Annotated in this window: 13 protein-coding genes; all 13 read left to right on the top strand. The window is 72.5% G+C overall.

Features of this window, described 5'->3' with window-relative positions:
• Positions 1–31: 31 nt before the first annotated feature.
• Positions 32–1,060, top strand: a complete 1,029-nt coding sequence (locus tag ACFQ8T_RS11295; protein ID WP_430546625.1) for a LacI family DNA-binding transcriptional regulator — start codon at positions 32–34, stop codon at positions 1,058–1,060.
• 111 nt (positions 1,061–1,171) lie between these two features.
• Positions 1,172–2,596 (top strand): glycoside hydrolase family 43 protein, encoded by a 1,425-nt coding sequence (locus tag ACFQ8T_RS11290; protein WP_430546624.1) that lies wholly within the window; start codon positions 1,172–1,174, stop codon positions 2,594–2,596.
• A gap of 162 nt (positions 2,597–2,758) precedes the next feature.
• On the top strand, positions 2,759–4,378 hold the full coding sequence (locus tag ACFQ8T_RS11285) for a xylulokinase (protein WP_430546623.1): 1,620 nt from the start codon (positions 2,759–2,761) through the stop codon (positions 4,376–4,378).
• A 45-nt stretch (positions 4,379–4,423) separates the two neighbouring features.
• Positions 4,424–5,134 (top strand): L-ribulose-5-phosphate 4-epimerase, encoded by a 711-nt coding sequence (locus ACFQ8T_RS11280; RefSeq protein ID WP_430546622.1) that lies wholly within the window; start codon positions 4,424–4,426, stop codon positions 5,132–5,134.
• Between the two features lie 61 nt (positions 5,135–5,195).
• Complete coding sequence (gene araA / locus ACFQ8T_RS11275; protein ID WP_430546621.1) at positions 5,196–6,707, top strand: L-arabinose isomerase; 1,512 nt, start codon at positions 5,196–5,198, stop codon at positions 6,705–6,707.
• Positions 6,708–6,797: 90 nt separating this feature from the next.
• Positions 6,798–7,817 (top strand): LacI family DNA-binding transcriptional regulator, encoded by a 1,020-nt coding sequence (locus ACFQ8T_RS11270; protein WP_430546620.1) that lies wholly within the window; start codon positions 6,798–6,800, stop codon positions 7,815–7,817.
• The gene (locus ACFQ8T_RS11265; RefSeq protein WP_430546619.1) at positions 7,814–9,370 is read left to right on the top strand and encodes a sugar ABC transporter ATP-binding protein; all 1,557 of its coding nucleotides are present in this window, start codon (positions 7,814–7,816) and stop codon (positions 9,368–9,370) included. Before ACFQ8T_RS11270 ends, ACFQ8T_RS11265 begins: the two co-directional genes overlap by 4 nt.
• 233 nt (positions 9,371–9,603) lie before the next feature.
• Positions 9,604–10,623 (top strand): ABC transporter substrate-binding protein, encoded by a 1,020-nt coding sequence (locus ACFQ8T_RS11260; protein WP_430546672.1) that lies wholly within the window; start codon positions 9,604–9,606, stop codon positions 10,621–10,623.
• Between the two features lie 162 nt (positions 10,624–10,785).
• Positions 10,786–12,357: a sugar ABC transporter ATP-binding protein gene (locus ACFQ8T_RS11255; protein WP_430546618.1), complete on the top strand. Its 1,572-nt coding sequence runs from the start codon at positions 10,786–10,788 to the stop codon at positions 12,355–12,357.
• The gene (locus ACFQ8T_RS11250) at positions 12,357–13,454 is read left to right on the top strand and encodes an ABC transporter permease (RefSeq protein WP_430546617.1); all 1,098 of its coding nucleotides are present in this window, start codon (positions 12,357–12,359) and stop codon (positions 13,452–13,454) included. The genes ACFQ8T_RS11255 and ACFQ8T_RS11250 overlap by 1 nt, the downstream gene beginning before the upstream one ends.
• Positions 13,451–14,473 (top strand): galactofuranose ABC transporter, permease protein YjfF, encoded by a 1,023-nt coding sequence (yjfF, locus tag ACFQ8T_RS11245; RefSeq protein WP_430546616.1) that lies wholly within the window; start codon positions 13,451–13,453, stop codon positions 14,471–14,473. The genes ACFQ8T_RS11250 and yjfF overlap by 4 nt, the downstream gene beginning before the upstream one ends.
• A 138-nt stretch (positions 14,474–14,611) precedes the next feature.
• On the top strand, positions 14,612–18,538 hold the full coding sequence (locus ACFQ8T_RS11240; protein WP_430546615.1) for an alpha-L-arabinofuranosidase C-terminal domain-containing protein: 3,927 nt from the start codon (positions 14,612–14,614) through the stop codon (positions 18,536–18,538).
• A gap of 126 nt (positions 18,539–18,664) precedes the next feature.
• Positions 18,665–19,681 carry a LacI family DNA-binding transcriptional regulator gene (locus ACFQ8T_RS11235; RefSeq protein ID WP_430546614.1) on the top strand — a complete coding sequence of 339 codons (1,017 nt, stop codon included), beginning with the start codon at positions 18,665–18,667 and terminating at the stop codon, positions 19,679–19,681.
• The last annotated feature ends 105 nt before the right edge of the window (positions 19,682–19,786 follow it).

The raw sequence follows: 19,786 nt of genomic DNA, 5'->3' as shown, positions 1-19,786 counted from the left end.
GGCGACGCGTCCTCGGTCGCGGCGCCCGTCCATGGCCGACGTCGCGGCCGTCGCCGGGGTCTCCCACCAGACGGTCTCCCGGGTGCTCAACGACCACCCGAGCGTGCGCGGCGAGACCCGCGAGCGGGTGCTGGAGGCGATCGCGTCCCTCGGCTACCGGCGCAACAGCGCCGCGCGGGCGCTGGCGACGGCGCGCTCGGCGACGCTCGGCGTGGTGACCACGGGCTCGGCGCTGTTCGGCCCGACCAGCACCCTCATCGCGATCGAGGGCGCGGCGCGGGACGAGGGGTACTTCGTCTCCGTCGCGACCCTGCGGCGCTACGACGCCGAGGCGATGCACGAGGCCCTGGAGCACTTCATGGACCAGGGCGTCGAGGCGATCGTGGTCATCGCGCCGCAGGACGACGTCGCGGCCGCCGTCGAGTCGTTCCGCGCGCCGGTGCCGGTGCTCGTCGTCGCCGCCCTGGAGAAGGTGCCGCGCGACGCGGGCACGACGGCGGCGGGCCCGACGACGCTGTCGCTCGCCGTCGACCAGCGAGCCGGGGCGCGCGCCGCGACCGAGCACCTGCTCGACCTGGGGCACCACGACGTCCTGCACGTGGCCGGGCCGCAGGACTGGTTCGACGCCCGCGAGCGCGCCGCCGGCTGGCGGGAGGCGCTCGAGGCGCGGGGGATCGCGCCGAGCCGACCACGGTACTGCAGCTGGTCCGCCGAGGACGGCTACACCGCGGGCCGCGACCTCGCCGAGGCCGTGGTGGCGCACGAGGGCCCGACGGCGGTGTTCGCGGGGAACGACCAGCTCGCGCTCGGCATCCTCCGCGCGTTCTGGGAGCGGGGCCTCTCCGTGCCCGACGACGTGTCGGTGGTGGGCTTCGACGACGTCGCGGGGGCCGCGTACTTCGTGCCGCCGCTGACCACGGTGCGCCAGCCGTTCGGGGTGCTGGGGGAGCGCAGCGTGGCGATGGTCGTCGCGGCCCTGGCCGGCGGCGCCGTGCCGACCGAGCGGATCGTGCCCCAGCTCGTCGTGCGCTCCAGCACGGCGCCGCCGCCCGCCAGCTGACCGCGGGCTCGTCGACCGCGGACTCGTCGACCGCGGACTCGTTGACCGCCGCCGTGACGGCTGGGTAGATTCGGCGCGTTCGCAGTTCTACATCGTTGTAGAGGAGTCACGATGCACAGATCTCTCAGGCGGGCCCGCGCCGCGGCGGCCGGGGTGCTCACCACGGCGCTGCTGGGCGCCTCGCTGGTCGCCGCCACGACCGTCGGGCCGGCGACGGCCACGCCCGGCGCCGCCGAGCGCGGGCGCCCGGCCGCGTCTGCGCCGACCGGCGGCCTCTCGGTCACGGGCGAGACCTCGCCGGTGCACGACCCGGCGCTCGTCGTCGGCGACGACGGCACCTGGCGCGTGTACACCACGGGCCTGGTGAACCGGGAGAACGGCGGCACGATCCAGATGTGGTCGAGCCACGACGAGGGCGTGACCTGGGTCTACGACGGCACCGTCTGGGACGAGATCCCCGCCTGGATCGACGAGCGCTTCGCGGCGGACGGCGACGGCGTGCTGCCCGACAACCTCTGGGCGCCGGAGGTCTACGAGCACGACGGCACCTACTACCTGTACTACTCGGCGTCGCGCTTCGGCACGAACACCTCGGTCACGGCGCTCGCGACCAACACGACCCTCGACCCGGACGACCCGGACTACGCGTGGGTCGACCAGGGGCCGGTGATCGACTCGCCCCAGGACATCGCCGGCGGCAAGACGTTCAACGCGATCGACGCGGGCATCGTCGAGGGGGCGGACGGCACCCCGTACATGGCGATCGGGTCGTACTGGTACGGCGTCTTCCTCGTCGAGCTCGAGTGGCCCAGCGGCAAGCTCGCCGACGGCGCGCTGGAGAACGCCACGCACCTGGTGGACCGCATGATGCCGGGCAACCCCGTGGAGGCGCCGTACGTCTATGAGCGCGACGGCTGGTACTACCTGTTCGTCTCGTTCGACCGGTGCTGCCAGGGCCTCGACAGCACCTACCAGGTGGCGGTCGGGCGGTCGCGCGACGTCGCGGGGCCGTACCTCGACCAGGACGGCAAGGACCTGGCCGACGGCGGTGGCACGGTGCTGCTCTCGTCGCACGGCGCGGTCGTGGGGCCGGGTGGCCAGTCGGTGTCCGACGGCGTGCTCGCGTTCCACTACTACGACGGCGCGAACGCCGAGATCCCGGGCTTCCCGACGCTCGGCCTGCAGCGCCTGGCCTGGGAGGACGGCTGGCCGGTGGTGGACCGGACGGTCGAGGAGCCGACGGTCACGGCGGACCCGCGCGACGTGACCGTGCGCGGCAACCGACCCGCGTCGTTCGAGGTCCGCGTGGCCGGCACCCCGGTCCCTGTCGTCACGTGGGAGACCTCGGTCGACGACGGCACGACCTGGACGCCCGCCGAGGCGCCCGCGACACGCGCCGTCGACGGCGCCGCGCGCTGGACGCTCAAGCACGCCGGGCGCGAGCCGGACGGCCTGCTGGTGCGCGCCGTCGTCGCCAACGCCCACGGCGAGGTGCGCAGCGAGCCGGCACGGCTCGACGTCGTGCGGCACCGGTAGCGCCGGGAGGCATCGAGCGTGCTGACGTGATCCTCAAGCGTCGAGAATGAGGAGCAAGTCAGCACGTTCGATGCGCGGAGAGCCGGGCTTGGGTCCGCGCCATGTGAGCGCTAACATGGATCGACCACCACGACGCCCGACCGGGCGGGGACGGAGCAGGGGATGGCGGAGCAGGGCACGGGCGACGTGACGGAGATCCGGGACGCGATCGCCGCCGGGAGGACGACGCTCGGCATCGAGCTCGGCTCGACCAACATCAAGGCGTGTCTGATCGGGCCCGACCACGCGCCGCTCGCGAGCGGCTCGCACGCGTGGGAGAACGAGCTCGTCGACGGGGTGTGGACCTACGCGCTCGACGCCGTGCACGCGGGTCTGCAGGGCGCGTACGCCGCGCTCGTGGCCGACGTCGAGCAGCGCTACGGCGTCCGCCCCACCGGCTACGCCGCGCTCGGCGTCTCCGCGATGATGCACGGCTACCTGCCGTTCGACGCCGACGGCGAGCTGCTCGTCCCGTTCCGCACCTGGCGCAACACGAGCACCGGCCCCGCGGCCGCCGAGCTGTCCGCGCTCTTCGGGCACAACATCCCGCTGCGCTGGTCGATCGCCCACCTCTACCAGGCGATCCTCGACGACGAGCCGCACGTGCCCCAGGTCGCGTCGTTCACCACGCTGGCCGGCTACGTGCACCGGGCGCTGACCGGGCGGCACGTGCTCGGCGTCGGCGACGCGTCGGGCATGTTCCCGATCGACCCGGCCACGGGCGACTACGACGCGCGGATGCTGGAGCAGTTCCGGCACCTCGCCGCCGCCAAGCGCCCGGGCCTGCACGTCGAGGGCCTGCTGCCGCAGGTGCTCACCGCGGGCGAGGACGCCGGCCGGCTCACCGCCGAGGGCGCCGCGCTGCTCGACCCCACGGGCACCCTGCGGCCCGGCGTCCTCCTCTGCCCGCCCGAGGGCGACGCCGGCACCGGCATGGTCGCCACGGGCTCGGTCGCGCCGCGCACCGGCAACATCAGCGCGGGCACGTCGATCTTCGCGATGGTCGTGCTCGAGCGGCCGCTGACCTCCGTGCACCACGAGCTCGACCTCGTCACCACGCCCGCCGGCGACCTCGTCGCGATGGTGCACTGCAACAACGGCGCCAGCGAGCTCGACGCGTGGGCCGGCGTCTTCGGCCAGTTCGCGGCCGCCCTGGGGCAGCCCGTCGAGCCCGACGCCGTCTTCGGCGCGCTCTTCCGGGCCGCGCTCGACGGCGCCCCCGACGGCGGCGGGCTGCTCGCGTACAACTACCTCGCCGGCGAGCCCATCACCGGCCTCGACGAGGGCCGCCCCCTCGTGGTGCGCACCCCCGACAGCCGCCTGACGCTGGCGAACTTCGCGCGCACGCAGCTCTACGGCGTGTTCGGCACGCTCGCGCTCGGCATGCGCGTCCTGCACGGCGAGGGCGTCGCGATCGACACGATGTTCGCGCACGGGGGCCTGTTCAAGACGGCGGGCGTCGCCCAGCGGCTGCTGGCCGGCGCGATCGACGCCCCCGTCGCCGTCGGGCAGACGGCGGGGGAGGGCGGCGCCTGGGGCATCGCCGTCCTCGCGGCGTACGCCGCCGCCCGGGCCGAGGCCGACGCCGGCGCCCTCGACGCCTACCTGGCCGAGCGCGTCTTCGCCGACGCCCGGCTCGACGTCGCCGAGCCCGACGCGGACGACGTCGCCGGCTTCGCCGCCTACCTGGAGCGGTACTCCGCCGGCCTCGCGGTCGAGCGCGCCGCCACCGCAGCCCTCTGACGACACCCGCAGTCGATGAACCGCACCCCCGCACTGGAGAAGCACATGAGCACCCCCACCGAGGTCCCCGCGCACCTGCGCGCCGCCGTCGACGCCGCCAAGGAGAAGGTCGCGGCCCTGCACGCCGAGCTGCCCCGCTGGGAGCTCGTCGTGTGGACCGCCGGCAACGTGTCCGAGCGGGTCCGCGACGACCGCACCCCCGACGGCTCGGGCGACCTCCTGGTCATCAAGCCGTCCGGCGTCGCCTACGACGACATCACCCCCGGGTCGATGGTGGTCTGCGACCTGGACGGGAAGCTCGTCGAGGGCGACCGGTCGCCGTCGTCGGACACCGCGGCGCACGCCTACGTGTACGCACACATGCCCGAGGTGGGCGGCGTCGTGCACACGCACTCCACCTACGCGACGGCGTGGGCCGCCCGCGCCGAGGAGATCCCCTGCGTGCTCACGATGATGGCCGACGAGTTCGGCGGCCCGATCCCCGTGGGGCCGTTCGCGATCATCGGCGACGACTCCATCGGCCGCGGGATCGTCGAGACCCTGAGCGGTCACCGCAGCCCGGCCGTCCTGATGCGCAACCACGGCCCGTTCACCATCGGCAAGGACGCCCGCGCCGCGGTGAAGGCCGCCGTGATGGTCGAGGAGGTGGCCCGCACGGTGCACGTGTCGCGCCAGCTCGGCGAGCCGCTGCCCATCGCGCAGGAGCACGTGGACTCCCTGTACGCCCGCTACCAGAACGTCTACGGCCAGCACTGAGCCCGTTCAGGGCTTCGCCAGGCTCGACCATCGACGCAGACTTCCGAAGGAGACACACCCCATGAGCAAGCCGTACGCCGACCGCGAGGTCTGGTTCTTCACCGGCAGCCAGGACCTGTACGGGCCCGAGACGCTGGAGCAGGTCGCCCAGCAGTCGCAGGAGGTCGCCCGCGCGCTCGACGCGTCGTCCGACGTCCCCGCGAAGGTCGTCTGGAAGCCCGTGCTCAAGGACGCCGGCTCGATCCGCCGCGCGATGCTCGACGCGAACGCGGACGACAAGGTGCTCGGCGTCATCACGTGGATGCACACGTTCAGCCCGGCGAAGATGTGGATCTCCGGCCTCGACGCGCTGCGCAAGCCGCTGCTGCACCTGCACACGCAGGCGAACGTCGAGCTGCCGTGGGCGGACATCGACTTCGACTTCATGAACCTCAACCAGGCCGCGCACGGCGACCGCGAGTACGCCTACCTGGCCACGCGCCTGGGCGTCGCGCGCACCACCGTCGTCGGGCACGCGTCCAACCCGGCCGTGACCCGCCGCGTCGGCACCTGGGTGCGCGGCGCCGCGGGCTGGGCCGCCACGCACGAGCTGAAGCTGGTGCGCTTCGGCGACAACATGCGCAACGTCGCCGTCACCGAGGGGGACAAGACGGAGGCCGAGCTGCGCTTCGGCGTCTCGGTGAACACGTGGGGCGTCAACGACCTGGTCGAGGCCGTCGAGGCCGTGGACGACGCCGCGGTCGACGCGCTGGTCGCGGAGTACGAGGAGCTCTACGACGTCGTCCCCGAGCTGCGGAAGGGCGGCGAGCGGCACGAGTCGCTGCGCTACGCGGCTCGCCAGGAGATCGCCATGGAGGCGTTCCTCGAGGAGCGCGGCGCCAAGGCGTTCACCACGAACTTCGAGGACCTCGGTGCCCTGCGCCAGCTGCCCGGCATCGCCGTCCAGCGCCTCATGAGCAAGGGCTACGGCTTCGGCGCCGAGGGCGACTGGAAGACGGCCGTCCTGGTGCGCGCGGCCAAGGTCATGGGCGAGGGGCTGCCCGGCGGCGCCTCCCTCATGGAGGACTACACCTACGACCTCACCCCCGGCTCCGAGCTCATCCTCGGCGCCCACATGCTCGAGGTCTGCCCCTCCCTCACGACGTCGAAGCCGCGCGTGGAGATCCACCCGCTCGGCATCGGCGGCAAGGAGGACCCGGTCCGCATGGTGTTCGACGCCGACGCGACCGAGGGCGCCGTCGTCGTCTCGCTCGCCGACATGCGCGACCGCTTCCGCCTCACCGCGAACGTGGTCGACGTCGTACCGCCGACGCAGGACCTGCCGAACCTCCCCGTGGCCCGCGCCGTCTGGGCCCCGCGCCCCGACTTCACCACCTCCGCCGAGGCCTGGCTGACCGCCGGCGGCGCGCACCACACGGTGATGTCGACCGCCGCGGGCGTCGAGGCGTTCGAGGTGTTCGCGAACATCGCGCGCACCGAGCTGCTCGTCATCGACGAGGACACCACGCGCCGCGGCTTCGCCGACCAGGTGCGCTGGAACCAGGTGTACTACCGCCTCGCCCAGGGGCTCTGAGCACGACCACCGGCGAGCGGCCGGCGGTTCGGTAGGCTGACGCCGCCGACCCGCCGGCCGGCCGGTGGACGCATCCCGTGGAGGCCCCGCATGGCGAGTCCCGCCGACAAGCCGAACATCCGGCAGGTCGCGCAGCTCGCCGGTGTCTCGCACATGACGGTGTCGCGGGTGCTCAACGACCACCCGAACATCCGCGACGCCACCCGGCGGCGCGTCGAGGAGGCCATCGATCAGCTCGGCTACCGGCCGAACATGGTCGCCCGGGCCCTGGCCACCCAGCGCAGCCGGCGCATCGGCGTCCTCGTGGAGAGCGCCGCGACGTTCGGGCCGACCAGCACGCTGTACGCCGTGGAGTCCGCCGCCCGCGCGTCCGGGTACGTGGTCAGCTCCGTGCTCCTGCGGGCGGGGGAGGAGATCACCCCCCAGGAGGCCGTCGACCACCTCGTCGCGCAGGGCGTCGACGCGCTCTGCGTCGTGGCGCCCCGGTCGTCGTCGATCGCCGCGCTGCGCCGCATCGCCGTCGGGGTCCCGGTGCTGGTGGTCAAGCCCGACAAGGACCCGACGTTTCTCACCGTGACCGTCGACCAGCAGGCGGGGACGGCGCTCGCCGTCGACCACCTCGTCTCGCTCGGGCACCGCGACATCCTGCACCTCGCCGGCCCGCTGGACTGGCTCGACGCCCGCACGCGCGAGCGGTCCTTCCACGCCCGGGCGAAGTCGTGGGGGCTGCGCGAGCGCCCCATCGTCGTCGGGGACTGGACGGGCGACTTCGCGTACGACTTCGCGCGCGGGATCCGCGAGCTCCCGGAGTACACGGCGATCTTCGCCGCGAACGACGACATGGCGGTAGGCCTCGTGCACGGCCTGCACGACCGCGGCTTCTCGGTGCCCGACGACGTGAGCGTCGTCGGCTTCGACGACATCCCCCTCGCGCGGCACGTCATCCCCCCGCTGACGACGGTGCGGCAGAACTTCCACGCCCTCGGCGTGTCGGTCGTCGACGTCCTGCGGGCCGCGATCGAGGAGCAGGAGATCCCGCCGGTCACGAAGATCCCCCCGGAGATGATCGCGCGGGCGTCGAGCGCCGCGCCGCGGAAGGCCACCCGATGACCTCGCGGCCCGCGGCGCCGGCCCCCGTCGTCGAGCTGCGGGGGATCACGGTGGAGCGCTCGGGGGTGCGGGTCCTCGACGACGTGGACCTGGCGCTGCGGCCGGGCGAGGTGCACGCGCTCATGGGGGAGAACGGCGCGGGGAAGTCGACCCTCATCGGCGCGCTCACGGGGACGCTGCCGATCCTGGCGGGCACGGTCGTGGTGGACGGCGTCGAGAGCCCGCCGACGGGCGTCGCGCAGAGCCGCGCGGACGGCATCGCGACCGTCTTCCAGGAGACGCACCTGAGCCCGCACCTGACCGTCGCCGAGAACGTGATGATCGGTCACGAGGTGCGCGGCTGGCTCGGCATCGACTGGGGCCGGACCAGGGCGCGGGCCTCGGCCGCCCTCGCCGCGCTGGGGATCGAGGACATCGACCCGCGCGCCCCGCTGTCGGCGCTGTCGCCCGCGACCAAGCAGCTCGTGGCGGTGGCCCGGGCGATCGTCCTCGAGCCGCGCGTGCTCGTGCTCGACGAGCCGACGTCGAGCCTTGACGCGGACGAGGCGGCGCGCCTGCTCGGCGTCGTGCGCCGCCTGTGCGACCAGGGCGTCGCGGTGCTGTTCGTCTCGCACTTCCTCGAGCAGGTCTTCGAGGTGAGCGACCGGATGACGGTGCTGCGGGGCGGCCGCGTCGTCGCGGAGTTCCGGACGGCGGACGTCGAGCGCGCCGAGGTGATCTCCAAGATGCTCGGCGAGGACATCGACGCGCTCCAGGCGCTGCGCTCGCAGCGGCTCGCGCACCACTACGCGGGGACGGGCGAGGCGACGCTGCGGGCGTCGTCCCTCGGGCGCCACGGCGTCCTCGAGCCGACCGACCTCGAGCTGTCCCGGGGCGAGGTCGTCGGGTTCGCGGGGCTGCGCGGGTCGGGGCGCACCGAGCTCGCACGGCTGATCAGCGGGGCGGAGCGCGCCGACGGCGGCGAGCTGTGGCTCGACGGCGTCCGGGTGCAGCTCCGCAGCCCGGGGGCCGCCCTGCGGTACCGGGTCGCGATGTCGAGCGAGAACGTGCGCGACGACGGGATCGTCGCGGGCCTCACGGTGCGGGAGAACATCGTCCTGGCGCTGCAGGCGCTGCGGGGCTGGTCGCGGCCCCTGTCGCGGGGCGAGCAGGACGCCGTCGTCGACACGTACCTCGACGCGCTGCACCTGTCGGCCGACGACCTGGACCGGCCGGCCGGCGAGCTGTCCGGGGGCACCCAGCAGAAGGTGCTGCTCGCCCGGCTGCTGGCCACGCGGCCCCACGTCCTGATCCTCGACGAGCCGACCCGCGGCATCGACATCGCGGCCAAGCTCGAGATCCAGCGCCGGGTGGCACGCCTGGCGGGCGAGGGCGTCGCCGTCGTCTTCATCTCCTCCCAGCTGGAGGAGGTGGTGCGCCTCGCCGACCGCATCGTCGTGCTCAAGGACCGCGAGAAGATCGGCGAGCTGAGCAACGGCCCCGGGGTCACGGTCGACACCATCGTCGAGATGATCGCCGCGGAGCTGGACGAGCCCGACCCCGGGGACCCCTGATGTCGTGGGTGCGATCGTGGCCCCGTTCACGTCGAGAACGGGGCCACGATCGCACCCGCAACGCTCTCGGGATGTCCACCGGCGCCGTTACGCGATCGTGACGTGGATTCCGGGACGGCCTCTATTGTGACCGGTCACATCTCCGCTATGTTAGCGGTCACACAAGCGTTGCCGGAGGGTCAGAGAAGACCCAGGGACCGGGTCTCCCGGTCGGCCGGCGTCTCGAGGAGGAGATCATGAGCAAGAACTTCCGGCGCGCCGGTGCGGCGCTGTTCGTCACGGCGCTCACGGCGGCCTCGCTGGTCGCGTGCAGCAGCGAGCAGGCGCCCCAGGGCGGCGGGGACGGCGGGGACGGCGGCGGCGAGTCGGCCGCCGCCTCGGACACGATCGTCCTCGGCTTCTCGCAGGTCGGGGCGGAGTCCGGCTGGCGCGCGGCCAACACCAAGTCCATCCAGGACACGCTCACGCAGGAGAACGGCTTCGACCTCAAGTTCTCCGACGCGCAGCAGAAGCAGGAGAACCAGATCCAGGCGATCCGGTCCTACATCCAGCAGCAGGTCGACGTCATCGCGTTCTCCCCGGTCGTCGAGACCGGCTGGGACGCCGTGCTCGAGGAGGCCAAGGCCGCGAACATCCCGGTGATCCTCACCGACCGGGCCGTCGACTCCGAGGACGACACCCTGTACGAGTCGTTCATCGGGTCCGACTTCGTCGAGGAGGGCAAGCGCGCCGGCGAGTGGGCCGTGGAGCAGTACGACGGCGAGGGCTACAAGGCCGTCGAGCTGCAGGGCACCACCGGCGCCGCGCCCATGATCGACCGGCAGCAGGGCTTCGCCGACGCGATCGCGGGCTCCGACATCGAGATGATCGACTCGCAGACCGGCAACTTCACCCGCACCGAGGGCAAGCAGGTGATGGAGGGCTTCCTGCAGAAGTACGACGACATCGACCTGGTCTTCGCCCACAACGACGACATGGGCCTGGGCGCCATCGAGGCGATCGAGGCCGCGGGCAAGGTGCCGGGCAAGGACATCAAGATCATCACGGTCGACGGCGTCAAGGACGGCATGCAGGCGCTCGCCGACGGCAAGATCAACTACATCGTCGAGTGCAACCCGCTGCTCGGCCCGGACCTCGCGGAGATCGCGAAGAAGGTCGTGGCCGGCGAGGAGGTCGAGAAGCGCATCGTCACCCAGGACGAGGCGTTCGACCAGGAGGCGGCGAAGGCCGCGCTGCCGGACCGTCAGTACTGATCGTCGGCACTGACCGTCAGCACTGACCGTCAGCACTGACCGTCAGCACTGACCGGCAGCACTGACCGTCAGCACTGACCGTCGGTACGCTCCACGAGACCCGCGGTGGGTGCGGTGCGGGACGCCCGCGCCGCGCCCACCGCGCTCCACGGAAGGTCAAGGATGACGCCATCGGACGCCGGCGACGCCGGCAGCACCCCCGACGCCCGGCCCCAGGACGTGCGCCCCGTCGTCGAGATGACCGGGATCTCCATCGAGTTCCCGGGCGTCAAGGCGCTCGACGGCGTGGACCTCCGGCTCCTGCCGGGCGAGGTGCACGCCCTCATGGGCGAGAACGGCGCGGGGAAGTCCACGCTGATCAAGGCGCTCACGGGCGTCTACGGCATCGACTCCGGCGAGATCCTCGTCGACGGCGAGCCGCACCGGTTCTCCGGCCCGGGCGAGGCCCAGGCCGCGGGGATCGCCACCGTGTACCAGGAGGTCAACCTCTGCGAGAACCTCACGGTCGCGGAGAACATCATGCTCGGCAACGAGCCCCGGCGGTTCGGCGCCATCGACTGGCCCCGCACGCGCCGCCGGGCGGCCGAGCACCTCGCGACGATGGGGCTCGACGTCGACCCCGCCTCCTCGCTCGGCTCGCACTCGATCGCCGTGCAGCAGCTCGTCGCGATCAGCCGGGCCATGGTGGTGGACGCCAAGGTGCTCATCCTCGACGAGCCGACGTCCAGCCTCGACGCCGACGAGGTCGCGCGGCTCTTCGCCGTCGTGCGCCGGCTGCGCGACCAGGGCGTCGCGATCCTGTTCGTGTCGCACTTCCTGGAGCAGGTGTTCGAGCTCTCCGACCGCATGACCGTGCTGCGCAACGGCGCGCGGGTGGGGGAGTACCGGACGTCGGAGATCACCCGGAGCGAGCTCGTCTCGCGCATGATCGGCCGGTCGATGGAAGTGCTGGAGGACCTGGAGGTCCGCACCGAGCACACCGTCGACGCGGCCCAGGGCAAGCCGTTCGTCCAGGCCGTGGGTCTCGGCCGGCGCGGCTCCGTGCAGGCCTTCGACCTGGACGTCCACGAGGGCGAGGTCGTCGGTCTGGCCGGCCTGCTCGGCTCCGGCCGCACGGAGGTGGCCCGTCTGCTCGCCGGGGCGGACCGGGCCGACACGGGCACGCTGTCCGTCAAGGGGACGGCGACCCGGCTGCGCACGCCGCGCACGGCGATCGGGCGCAGGATCGCGTTCTCCTCCGAGGACCGCAAGGCCGAGGGCGTGGTCGGCGACCTGACCGTGCGGGAGAACATCGTGCTCGGCCTCCAGGCGGAGCGCGGCTGGCTGCGCCCGCTGCCCGGCAAGCAGGTCGACGAGATCGTGCAGCGGTACATCGAGGCGCTGAACATCCGGCCCGCCAACCCCGACGCCCTGCTGCGCAACCTGTCGGGCGGCAACCAGCAGAAGGTGCTCCTGGCCCGCTGGCTCGCCACCGCGCCCGAGCTGTTCATCCTCGACGAGCCGACCCGCGGCATCGACGTCGGCGCCAAGGCGGAGATCCAGCGCCTGGTGTCCGACCTCGCCGGCCGGGGCATGGCGGTGCTCTTCATCTCCGCCGAGCTCGAGGAGGTGGTGCGGCTCAGCCACCGCATCGCCGTCATGCGCGACCGGCAGAAGGTCGCCGAGCTGACCAACACCGACTCCGTCGGCGTCGACGACGTCGTCGAGCTCATCGCGAGCGGAGGGGACCGCTGATGCCCACATCGCAGGCCGCCGGCGGGTTCGGCGCCGTCGTCCGCCACCATCTGTTCTGGCCCGTGGTCGCGCTGGTCGCGCTGCTCGCCGTCAACACGGCCGTCCGACCGGGCTTCCTGTCCGTGTCGATCCTCGACGACCACCTCTTCGGGTCGCCGATCGACATCCTGCGCAACTGCGCCCCGCTCATGCTGGTCGCCCTCGGCATGTCGCTGGTGATCGCCACCCGCGGCATCGACCTCTCCGTGGGCGCCGTGGTCGCTATCTCGGGGGCGGTGGCCCTCACGTTCATCGCGGGCGCGCCGGACCCGGCGTCGACGACGACGGTGCTCCTCGCCATCGGGATGGCCCTCGCACTCGGCCTGGTGCTCGGCGTCTGGAACGGGTTCCTGGTGTCCGTGCTCGGGATCCAGCCGATCATCGCGACGCTCATCCTCATGACCGCCGGCCGCGGCGTCGCGATGCTCATCACCGAGGGGCAGATCACCACGGTCACGAGCGCCCCGTTCAAGATGCTCGGCGCCGGGTACTGGCTCGGGCTGCCCGTCGCGACCCTGGTCGCGTTCGGCGTGTTCGCGCTCGTCGCGCTGCTGGTGCGGCGCACGGCGCTCGGGATGCTCGTCGAGTCGGTCGGCATCAACCCCGCCGCGAGCCGGCTCGCGGGCGTGCGCGCGCGGACCATCGTGTGGACGGTCTTCGCGCTGTCCGGGCTGTTCTCCGCGCTGGCCGGGCTGATCCTGTCGTCCAACGTCATGGCGGCCGACGCGAACAACGCCGGCCTGTTCATCGAGCTCGACGCGATCCTCGCCGTGGTCATCGGCGGCACGTCGCTGGCCGGCGGCAAGTTCTCGCTCTCCGGCACCTTCGTCGGCGTGCTCATCATCGCGACGCTGTCGCTCACGGTGACCAACGTCGGCATCTCGCCGCTCGTGACGCCGCTGTTCAAGGCGCTCGTGGTCGCTGCGGTGACGCTGCTCCAGTCGCCCGCGATGCGGCGCAAGCTCTCGGAACGCACGCGACGGCGCGGCAGGGCGGCGCCGGTGACGCCGTCGGACAAGCCCGCCGACGTGGCGACGGACAAGGTGGTGGCCTCATGACGACCCTCGCATCCTCGCGCCGCGGGGCGCCGTCCCCGGACCGCGTGCCGTCCGTCGGCCGCCGCCTGCGCGTCGACCGCCGCTACCTGCCCGTGGTCGGGACCCTCGTGGTGTTCGTGCTGCTGCTCGTGGTGGGCGGCGCGCGCTACGACAACTTCCTGTCCGTCGGCGTGCTCGCGAACCTGTTCATCAACAACGCGTTCCTCATCGTGCTGGCCGTCGGGATGACGTTCGTCATCCTCACCGGCGGCATCGACCTCTCCGTCGGTTCGGTGCTGGCGCTGTCCGGCGTGACGGCGGCGTACCTGCTGCAGTCCGGCGTCCCCGCCGGGGTGGTGATCCCGCTGGTCGTGCTCATCGGCTCGCTGATCGGGCTCCTCGTCGGCGCGATGGTGCACGTCTTCGAGGTGCAGCCGTTCATCGCGACCCTCGCGGCGATGTTCTTCGCCCGCGGCCTGTGCTTCCTCGTCGCGCCGGAGTCGATCCCGATCGACGACCCGACCTTCGTCGCCCTGGCCTCCTGGGACACGTGGGCCGGCGGACAGTGGCGGATCACGTCGAGCGTCGTGATCGCGCTGGTCGTGGTGGCGGTCGCGTTCTACCTGCTGCACTACACGCAGTTCGGCCGCACCGTGTACGCCATCGGCGGCGGGGAGCAGTCGGCCAAGCTCATGGGCCTGCCCGTCGCGCGCACCAAGGTGCTGGTGTACGTCATCAGCGGCACCTGCGCCGGTCTCGGCGGCCTGCTGTTCGCGATGTTCTCGCGGTCGGGCTACTCCCTGACCGGCGTGGGCATGGAGCTGGACGCGATCGCGGCCGTCGTCATCGGCGGCACGCTGCTCACGGGCGGCACCGGCTTCGTGCTCGGGTCCGTGCTCGGCGTCCTCGTGCTCGGACTCATCCAGACGATCATCACCTTCGAGGGCACTCTCTCCTCCTGGTGGACCAAGATCGTCATCGGCGCGCTGCTGCTGGTCTTCGTGGTCCTGCAGCGGCTGCTCGCCCTGCGGCGCTCCTAGCCGTCCCGGCTCCGCGCCCGTCCGGGCGTCGGGTCGGCGGCACGCGCCGCCGGCCCGACGTCCCACCACCGCGCACCATCTCGGTACCTGCACCCCCCGCACCTGTACGACGACGTACGACACGGAGGTTCTACAACGATGCACATCCCATCGAGACAGCACGGGCCCCGATGGTCGAGGCCCCTGGCGGCAGCGGCCCTCGCCCTCGCGCTGCCCGCCACGGCGGCCGCGGCCGTCCCGCTGCGGGCGGCTCCCGCGTCGCAGTCGCCGGCCCCGTCGGCGGCGGGCGACGGCTACGGCGCCTACGTCTTCCCCTACTTCGCCGGCGAGCAGGACGGCGGCGAGAAGATCTACCTGGCCGTCAGCGAGGCCGACGACCCCACCGCGTGGACCACGCTGAACGGCGGTGAGCCCGTCCTCGAGTCCACCCTCGGCACGCAGGGCCTGCGCGACCCGTTCCTCACCCGCAATCCCGAGACCGGCACCTACTACCTGCTCGCCACCGACCTGAAGATCGCCGCCGGCGGGAACTTCGGCGACGCCCAGGAGACCGGCAGCCGGTCGATGATGGTGTGGTCCTCCGACGACCTGATCCACTGGTCCGACCAGCAGGAGGTCGAGGTCGCGCCGCCGGACGCCGGCAACCTCTGGGCCCCCGAGGCGACCTGGGACGCCGAGGCCGGGCAGTTCGTCGTCTACTGGGCGTCGGCGCTGTACCCGGACGACGTCGCGCCGGAGGACCGGGACATCGCGACGTCGTACCAGCGCATGCTGTCCGCCACGACGCCCGACTTCTCCGCGGGCAGCTTCTCCGAGCCGCAGGTGTGGATCGACGAGGAGCGCGGCGCGGGCCGGGGCATGATCGACTCGACCGTCGCGGTCGAGGACGGCACCTACTACCGGTTCACCAAGGACGAGGCGGACATGACCGTCCGCGAGGAGTCCTCCGACGACCTGTCCCGCACGCAGGGCGTGACCGACGGCGACGGGTGGGACCTGGTCGCCGAGCACGTCGGCGTGGGCCAGCCCAACCCGTGGGGCGGCGAGTTCACCGCGGGCGAGGGTCCCACCGTCTTCCCGTCCCTGACCGACGACTCCTGGTTCATGATGATCGACCAGCCGTCGTACCACGGGGGCCAGGGGTACATGCTGTTCCGCACGGACGACCTGGCGAGCGGGGACTGGACCTCGGTGCCCGACGCCGAGCTGCCGAGCCACCCGCGGCACGGCACGGTGCTGCCGATCACGACGGCGGAGCAGCAGTCGCTGCTCGAGGCGTACCCGGAGGGCGAGCCGGAGGTCGTCGAGCAACGGCTCACCATCGACTCGGCCGCCGACCGCACCGAGATGAGCGACGACCTGTACGGCGTGTTCTACGAGGACATCAACTACGCCGCCGACGGCGGCCTGTACGCCGAGCTGGTGCGCAACCGGTCGTTCGAGTTCGCCCAGGAGGACAACGCGGGCTTCACCGGCCTGACGGGCTGGGAGCAGACCGGCGGCGGCGACGTCGCCGTCGAGTCCGCGCGCGGCGAGTGGCTCAACGACAGCAACCGGCACTACCTCACCGTGACCTCCGACGGCACGACCGGCGTCTCGAACGCGTCGTACAACGAGGGCGTCGCGCTGAGCGAGGGGTCGTCGTACGACTTCTCCGTCTGGGCGCGCAGCGACGTCGCCCAGGACCTCACGGCGACCCTCGTGTCCGCCGACGGCGCGACGACGTACGGGACGGCGACGGTCGCCGTCGACGGCTCCGACGAGTGGGCGCGGTACACGGCGACGGTGACGGCGTCCGCGACGACGAACGCCGCGCGCCTGCGGGTCGCCTCGGGCGCCGCGAGCACGCTGCGCCTCGACATGGTGTCCCTGTTCCCGCAGGACACGTGGGTGGGGCCGGTCAATGGCAGGAGCACGCTGCGCAAGGACCTCGCCGAGAAGGTCGCGGCGCTCGACCCGAGCTTCCTGCGGTTCCCCGGCGGCTGCGTCACCAACGTCGGCACCTTCGACTCCTACCTCGAGTCCGACGGCCAGGACCGGCAGCGGACGTACCAGTGGAAGGAGACCATCGGCCCGGTCGAGGAGCGCCCGACCAACTGGAACTTCTGGGGCTACAACCAGTCGTACGGCATCGGCTACCTCGAGTACCTCGAGTTCGCCGAGGACCTCGGCGCGTTCGCGCTGCCCGTCGTGTCGGTGGGCGCCAACGGCTGCGGGTCGCGCATCCCGGAGATGACCGACGACCAGCGCCCGCGCTGGATCCAGGACACCCTCGACCTCATCGAGTTCGCCACGGGCTCCACCGACACCGAGTGGGGCGCGAAGCGCGCCGAGCTGGGGCACCCGGAGCCGTTCGACCTGCCGTACATCGGCCTGGGCAACGAGGAGAACACCCCGAAGTTCCAGGAGAACTTCCCGGCGTTCCGCGACGCCATCGAGGCGGAGTACCCCGACATCACGGTGATCTCCAACTCCGGGCCCGACGACGCCGGCACCCGCTTCGACGAGCTCTGGGACTTCAACCGCGAGCAGGGCGTGGCGATGGTCGACGAGCACTACTACAACGACCCGTCGTGGTTCCTCACGAACGACGCGCGGTACGACTCCTACGACCGCAGCGGCCCGCACGTCTTCCTCGGCGAGTACGCGTCGAAGGGGAACACGTTCGGCAACGCGCTGGCGGAGGCGGCCTACATGACGGGGCTGGAGCGCAACTCCGACGTCGTCGAGCTGGCCTCGTACGCGCCGATGTTCGCCAACGAGGACTACGTGCAGTGGTCGCCGGACATGATGTGGTTCGACAACGACGAGTCGTGGGGCTCGGTGAACTACTACACCCAGAAGATGTTCATGACGAACGCCGGCGACCAGGTGGTCCCGTCGGAGCTCGGCGACGGGCCGGACGTCGTCCCGCCGGACGTCGACGGCGGCGTCTTCCTGTCGACCTGGCTCACGCAGGCGCAGTACGACGACGTGCGGGTCACCGACAACGCGACCGGCGACGTCCTGTTCTCCGACGGCTTCGACGACGCGTCGCGGTGGGAGGCGCAGCGCGGCGACTGGTCCGTGACCGACGGCGCGTACGTGCAGTCCGACGCGGGCGTCGAGGACGCGCGCAGCGTGGTCGCCGGGGCCTACGACGAGGACTGGCACGACTACACGATGGAGGTGACGGCCCGGAGGACGGGCGGCGCCGAGGGCTTCCTCGTCGGGTTCGGCGCGAGCGCGAGCGACGACTTCTACTGGTGGAACGTCGGCGGCTGGGGCAACACCCGGTCCGTGCTGGAGCGGGCCGACGGCGCGCGCCAGGGCGAGGTCGCGGCGGCGGAGTCCTTCACGCCGCTCGAGAACGGCCGTGACTACCGGATCAAGGTCGTCGTCGAGGGGCGCACCATCGAGCTCTACCTCGACGGCGAGCTGCAGCTCACGTACACCGAGCCGGTGACGAAGTCGCTGTTCCAGGTCGTGACCCACGACGAGGAGACCGGCGAGCTCGTGGCCAAGGTGGTCAACGTCGGCGACGCCGTGGCGCGCACCGACGTCGAGGTGACGGGCGGCTTCGAGCCGGCCGCGACGGCGTCCGTCACCGAGATGGCGGCCGACCCGTCGGCGACCAACACCAAGACCCGGCCCGAGCGCGTGGTCCCGGTGGACCGGACGTTCGGGGGCGCGGGGACGTCGTTCACGTACGACTTCCCGGCGCACTCGATCACGTTCCTGCGGCTCGCCCCAGATCGTGCGGGGGAGACCGGGGAGACGGCCAGCGCCGTGCGGGCGCAGGTGAAGCCCGCGTCGGTCGCCGCCGGCGCCGACGCGCGTGTCGACGTGGCGGTCACCGCCGCCCGGGGCCGCGGCTCCGCGCCGCGGGCGACCGGGACGGTGACGGTCGAGCTCGCCGGGCGGACGGTCACGGCCGACCTGGAGCGGGGGCGCGCCACCGTGACCCTGCCGACGTCCGGGGTCGAGCGGGGGCGGCACGACGTCGTCGTCCGCTACGGGGGCGACGCGCGCTATGCGCCGAGCGAGGTGACGGCGGGGCTCACGGTCCGGGCGCCCCGGAAGTAGTGCACGTCGAACAGGTGGTGACGCGCGTTCTGAGCCCGCAGAGCGTACGGCACCACCTGTTCGTCGCGTTCCGCAAGGAACGCAAGAAGCGCAAGCCGCTTGCGTGATCGCGTGTACAGTCGAGGCATGTCGAGACGACTGGCCGACGTGGCCGCGAAGGTGGGGGTCAGCGAGGCGACGGTCAGCCGTGTGCTCAACGGCAAGCCCGGGGTGTCGCAGGCGACCCGGGACGCCGTGCTCACGGCGCTGGACGTGCTGGGCTACGAGCGGCCCACCAAGCTGCGCGGCGACCGGCCGCGCCTGGTGGGCCTGGTGCTGCCGGAGCTGGCGAACCCGATCTTCCCCGCCTTCGCGGAGGTGGTGGGCGGCGCGCTGGCGCAGCAGGGGTACACGCCCGTGCTGTGCACGCGCACCGCGGGCGGCATCTCCGAGGCCGAGTACATCGACCTGCTGCTGGGCCAGCAGGTGTCGGGGGTCATCTTCGCGGGCGGCTTCTACGCGGAGCGCGACGCCGACCACGCGCACTACGAGCGGCTCCAGGCGCTGAACCTGCCGGTGGTGCTCATCAACGCGTCGATCGAGAGCCTCGACTTCCCGCACGTCTCGTGCGACGACCTGATCGCCACGCACCAGGCGCTGGAGCACCTGGTGTCCATGGGGCACACGCGCATCGGGCTGCTGCTGGGGCCGCGCGACCACGTGCCGTCGGAGCGCAAGCTCGCGGCGGCGCGCGGCTTCGCGCGGCGGCACGGTGTCGAGCTCCCCGACGAGCTCGTGGTGCACAGCCAGTACTCCCTCGAGAGCGGGCAGGCCTCGACGGGCCGCCTGCTCGACGCCGGCGCGACGGCGATCCTGTGCGCGTCGGACCCGCTCGCGCTCGGTGCGGTCCGTGCGGTGCGGCGCGCGGGGCTCGAGGTGCCGCGCGACGTGTCGGTGGTCGGCTACGACGACTCCGCGCTGATGAACTCCACCGACCCGGCGCTCACGACCGTCCGGCAGCCGATCGACGCGATGGGCCGGGCGGCGGTCGACATCCTGGCCAGCATGATCGCGGGCGCCACCGTGTCGCGCGACGAGCTGCTCTTCGAGCCGGAGCTCGTCGTGCGCCGGTCGACGGCGGCGGCCCCGCGCGCCGCGGGCTGACACCCGCGCCTCCTCCCTCTCGACGGGCGGGGGGGGGGGGGGGTGGTGGCGCGGGGGCGGTGGGTCGTGGAGGCGGGGTGGGTGTGTTTTGTAGGGGGTTGTTTA

Source organism: Isoptericola sp. NPDC056618 (assembly GCF_042792715.1).
Classification (GTDB): domain Bacteria; phylum Actinomycetota; class Actinomycetes; order Actinomycetales; family Cellulomonadaceae; genus Isoptericola; species Isoptericola nanjingensis.
This window is presented reverse-complemented; position numbering and strand designations above follow the sequence as displayed.

What these genes read in the sequence shown, in the direction of transcription:
- yjfF (WP_430546616.1), top strand. Translation starts at nt 13,451, where the DNA reads ATGACGACCCTCGCATCCTCGCGCCGCGGGGCGCCGTCCCCGGACCGC.
- ACFQ8T_RS11270 (WP_430546620.1), top strand. Translation starts at nt 6,798, where the DNA reads ATGGCGAGTCCCGCCGACAAGCCGAACATCCGGCAGGTCGCGCAGCTC.
- ACFQ8T_RS11265 (WP_430546619.1), top strand. Translation starts at nt 7,814, where the DNA reads ATGACCTCGCGGCCCGCGGCGCCGGCCCCCGTCGTCGAGCTGCGGGGG.
- ACFQ8T_RS11280 (WP_430546622.1), top strand. Translation starts at nt 4,424, where the DNA reads ATGAGCACCCCCACCGAGGTCCCCGCGCACCTGCGCGCCGCCGTCGAC.
- araA (WP_430546621.1), top strand. Translation starts at nt 5,196, where the DNA reads ATGAGCAAGCCGTACGCCGACCGCGAGGTCTGGTTCTTCACCGGCAGC.
- ACFQ8T_RS11240 (WP_430546615.1), top strand. Translation starts at nt 14,612, where the DNA reads ATGCACATCCCATCGAGACAGCACGGGCCCCGATGGTCGAGGCCCCTG.
- ACFQ8T_RS11290 (WP_430546624.1), top strand. Translation starts at nt 1,172, where the DNA reads ATGCACAGATCTCTCAGGCGGGCCCGCGCCGCGGCGGCCGGGGTGCTC.
- ACFQ8T_RS11285 (WP_430546623.1), top strand. Translation starts at nt 2,759, where the DNA reads ATGGCGGAGCAGGGCACGGGCGACGTGACGGAGATCCGGGACGCGATC.
- ACFQ8T_RS11250 (WP_430546617.1), top strand. Translation starts at nt 12,357, where the DNA reads ATGCCCACATCGCAGGCCGCCGGCGGGTTCGGCGCCGTCGTCCGCCAC.
- ACFQ8T_RS11295 (WP_430546625.1), top strand. Translation starts at nt 32, where the DNA reads ATGGCCGACGTCGCGGCCGTCGCCGGGGTCTCCCACCAGACGGTCTCC.
- ACFQ8T_RS11255 (WP_430546618.1), top strand. Translation starts at nt 10,786, where the DNA reads ATGACGCCATCGGACGCCGGCGACGCCGGCAGCACCCCCGACGCCCGG.
- ACFQ8T_RS11235 (WP_430546614.1), top strand. Translation starts at nt 18,665, where the DNA reads ATGTCGAGACGACTGGCCGACGTGGCCGCGAAGGTGGGGGTCAGCGAG.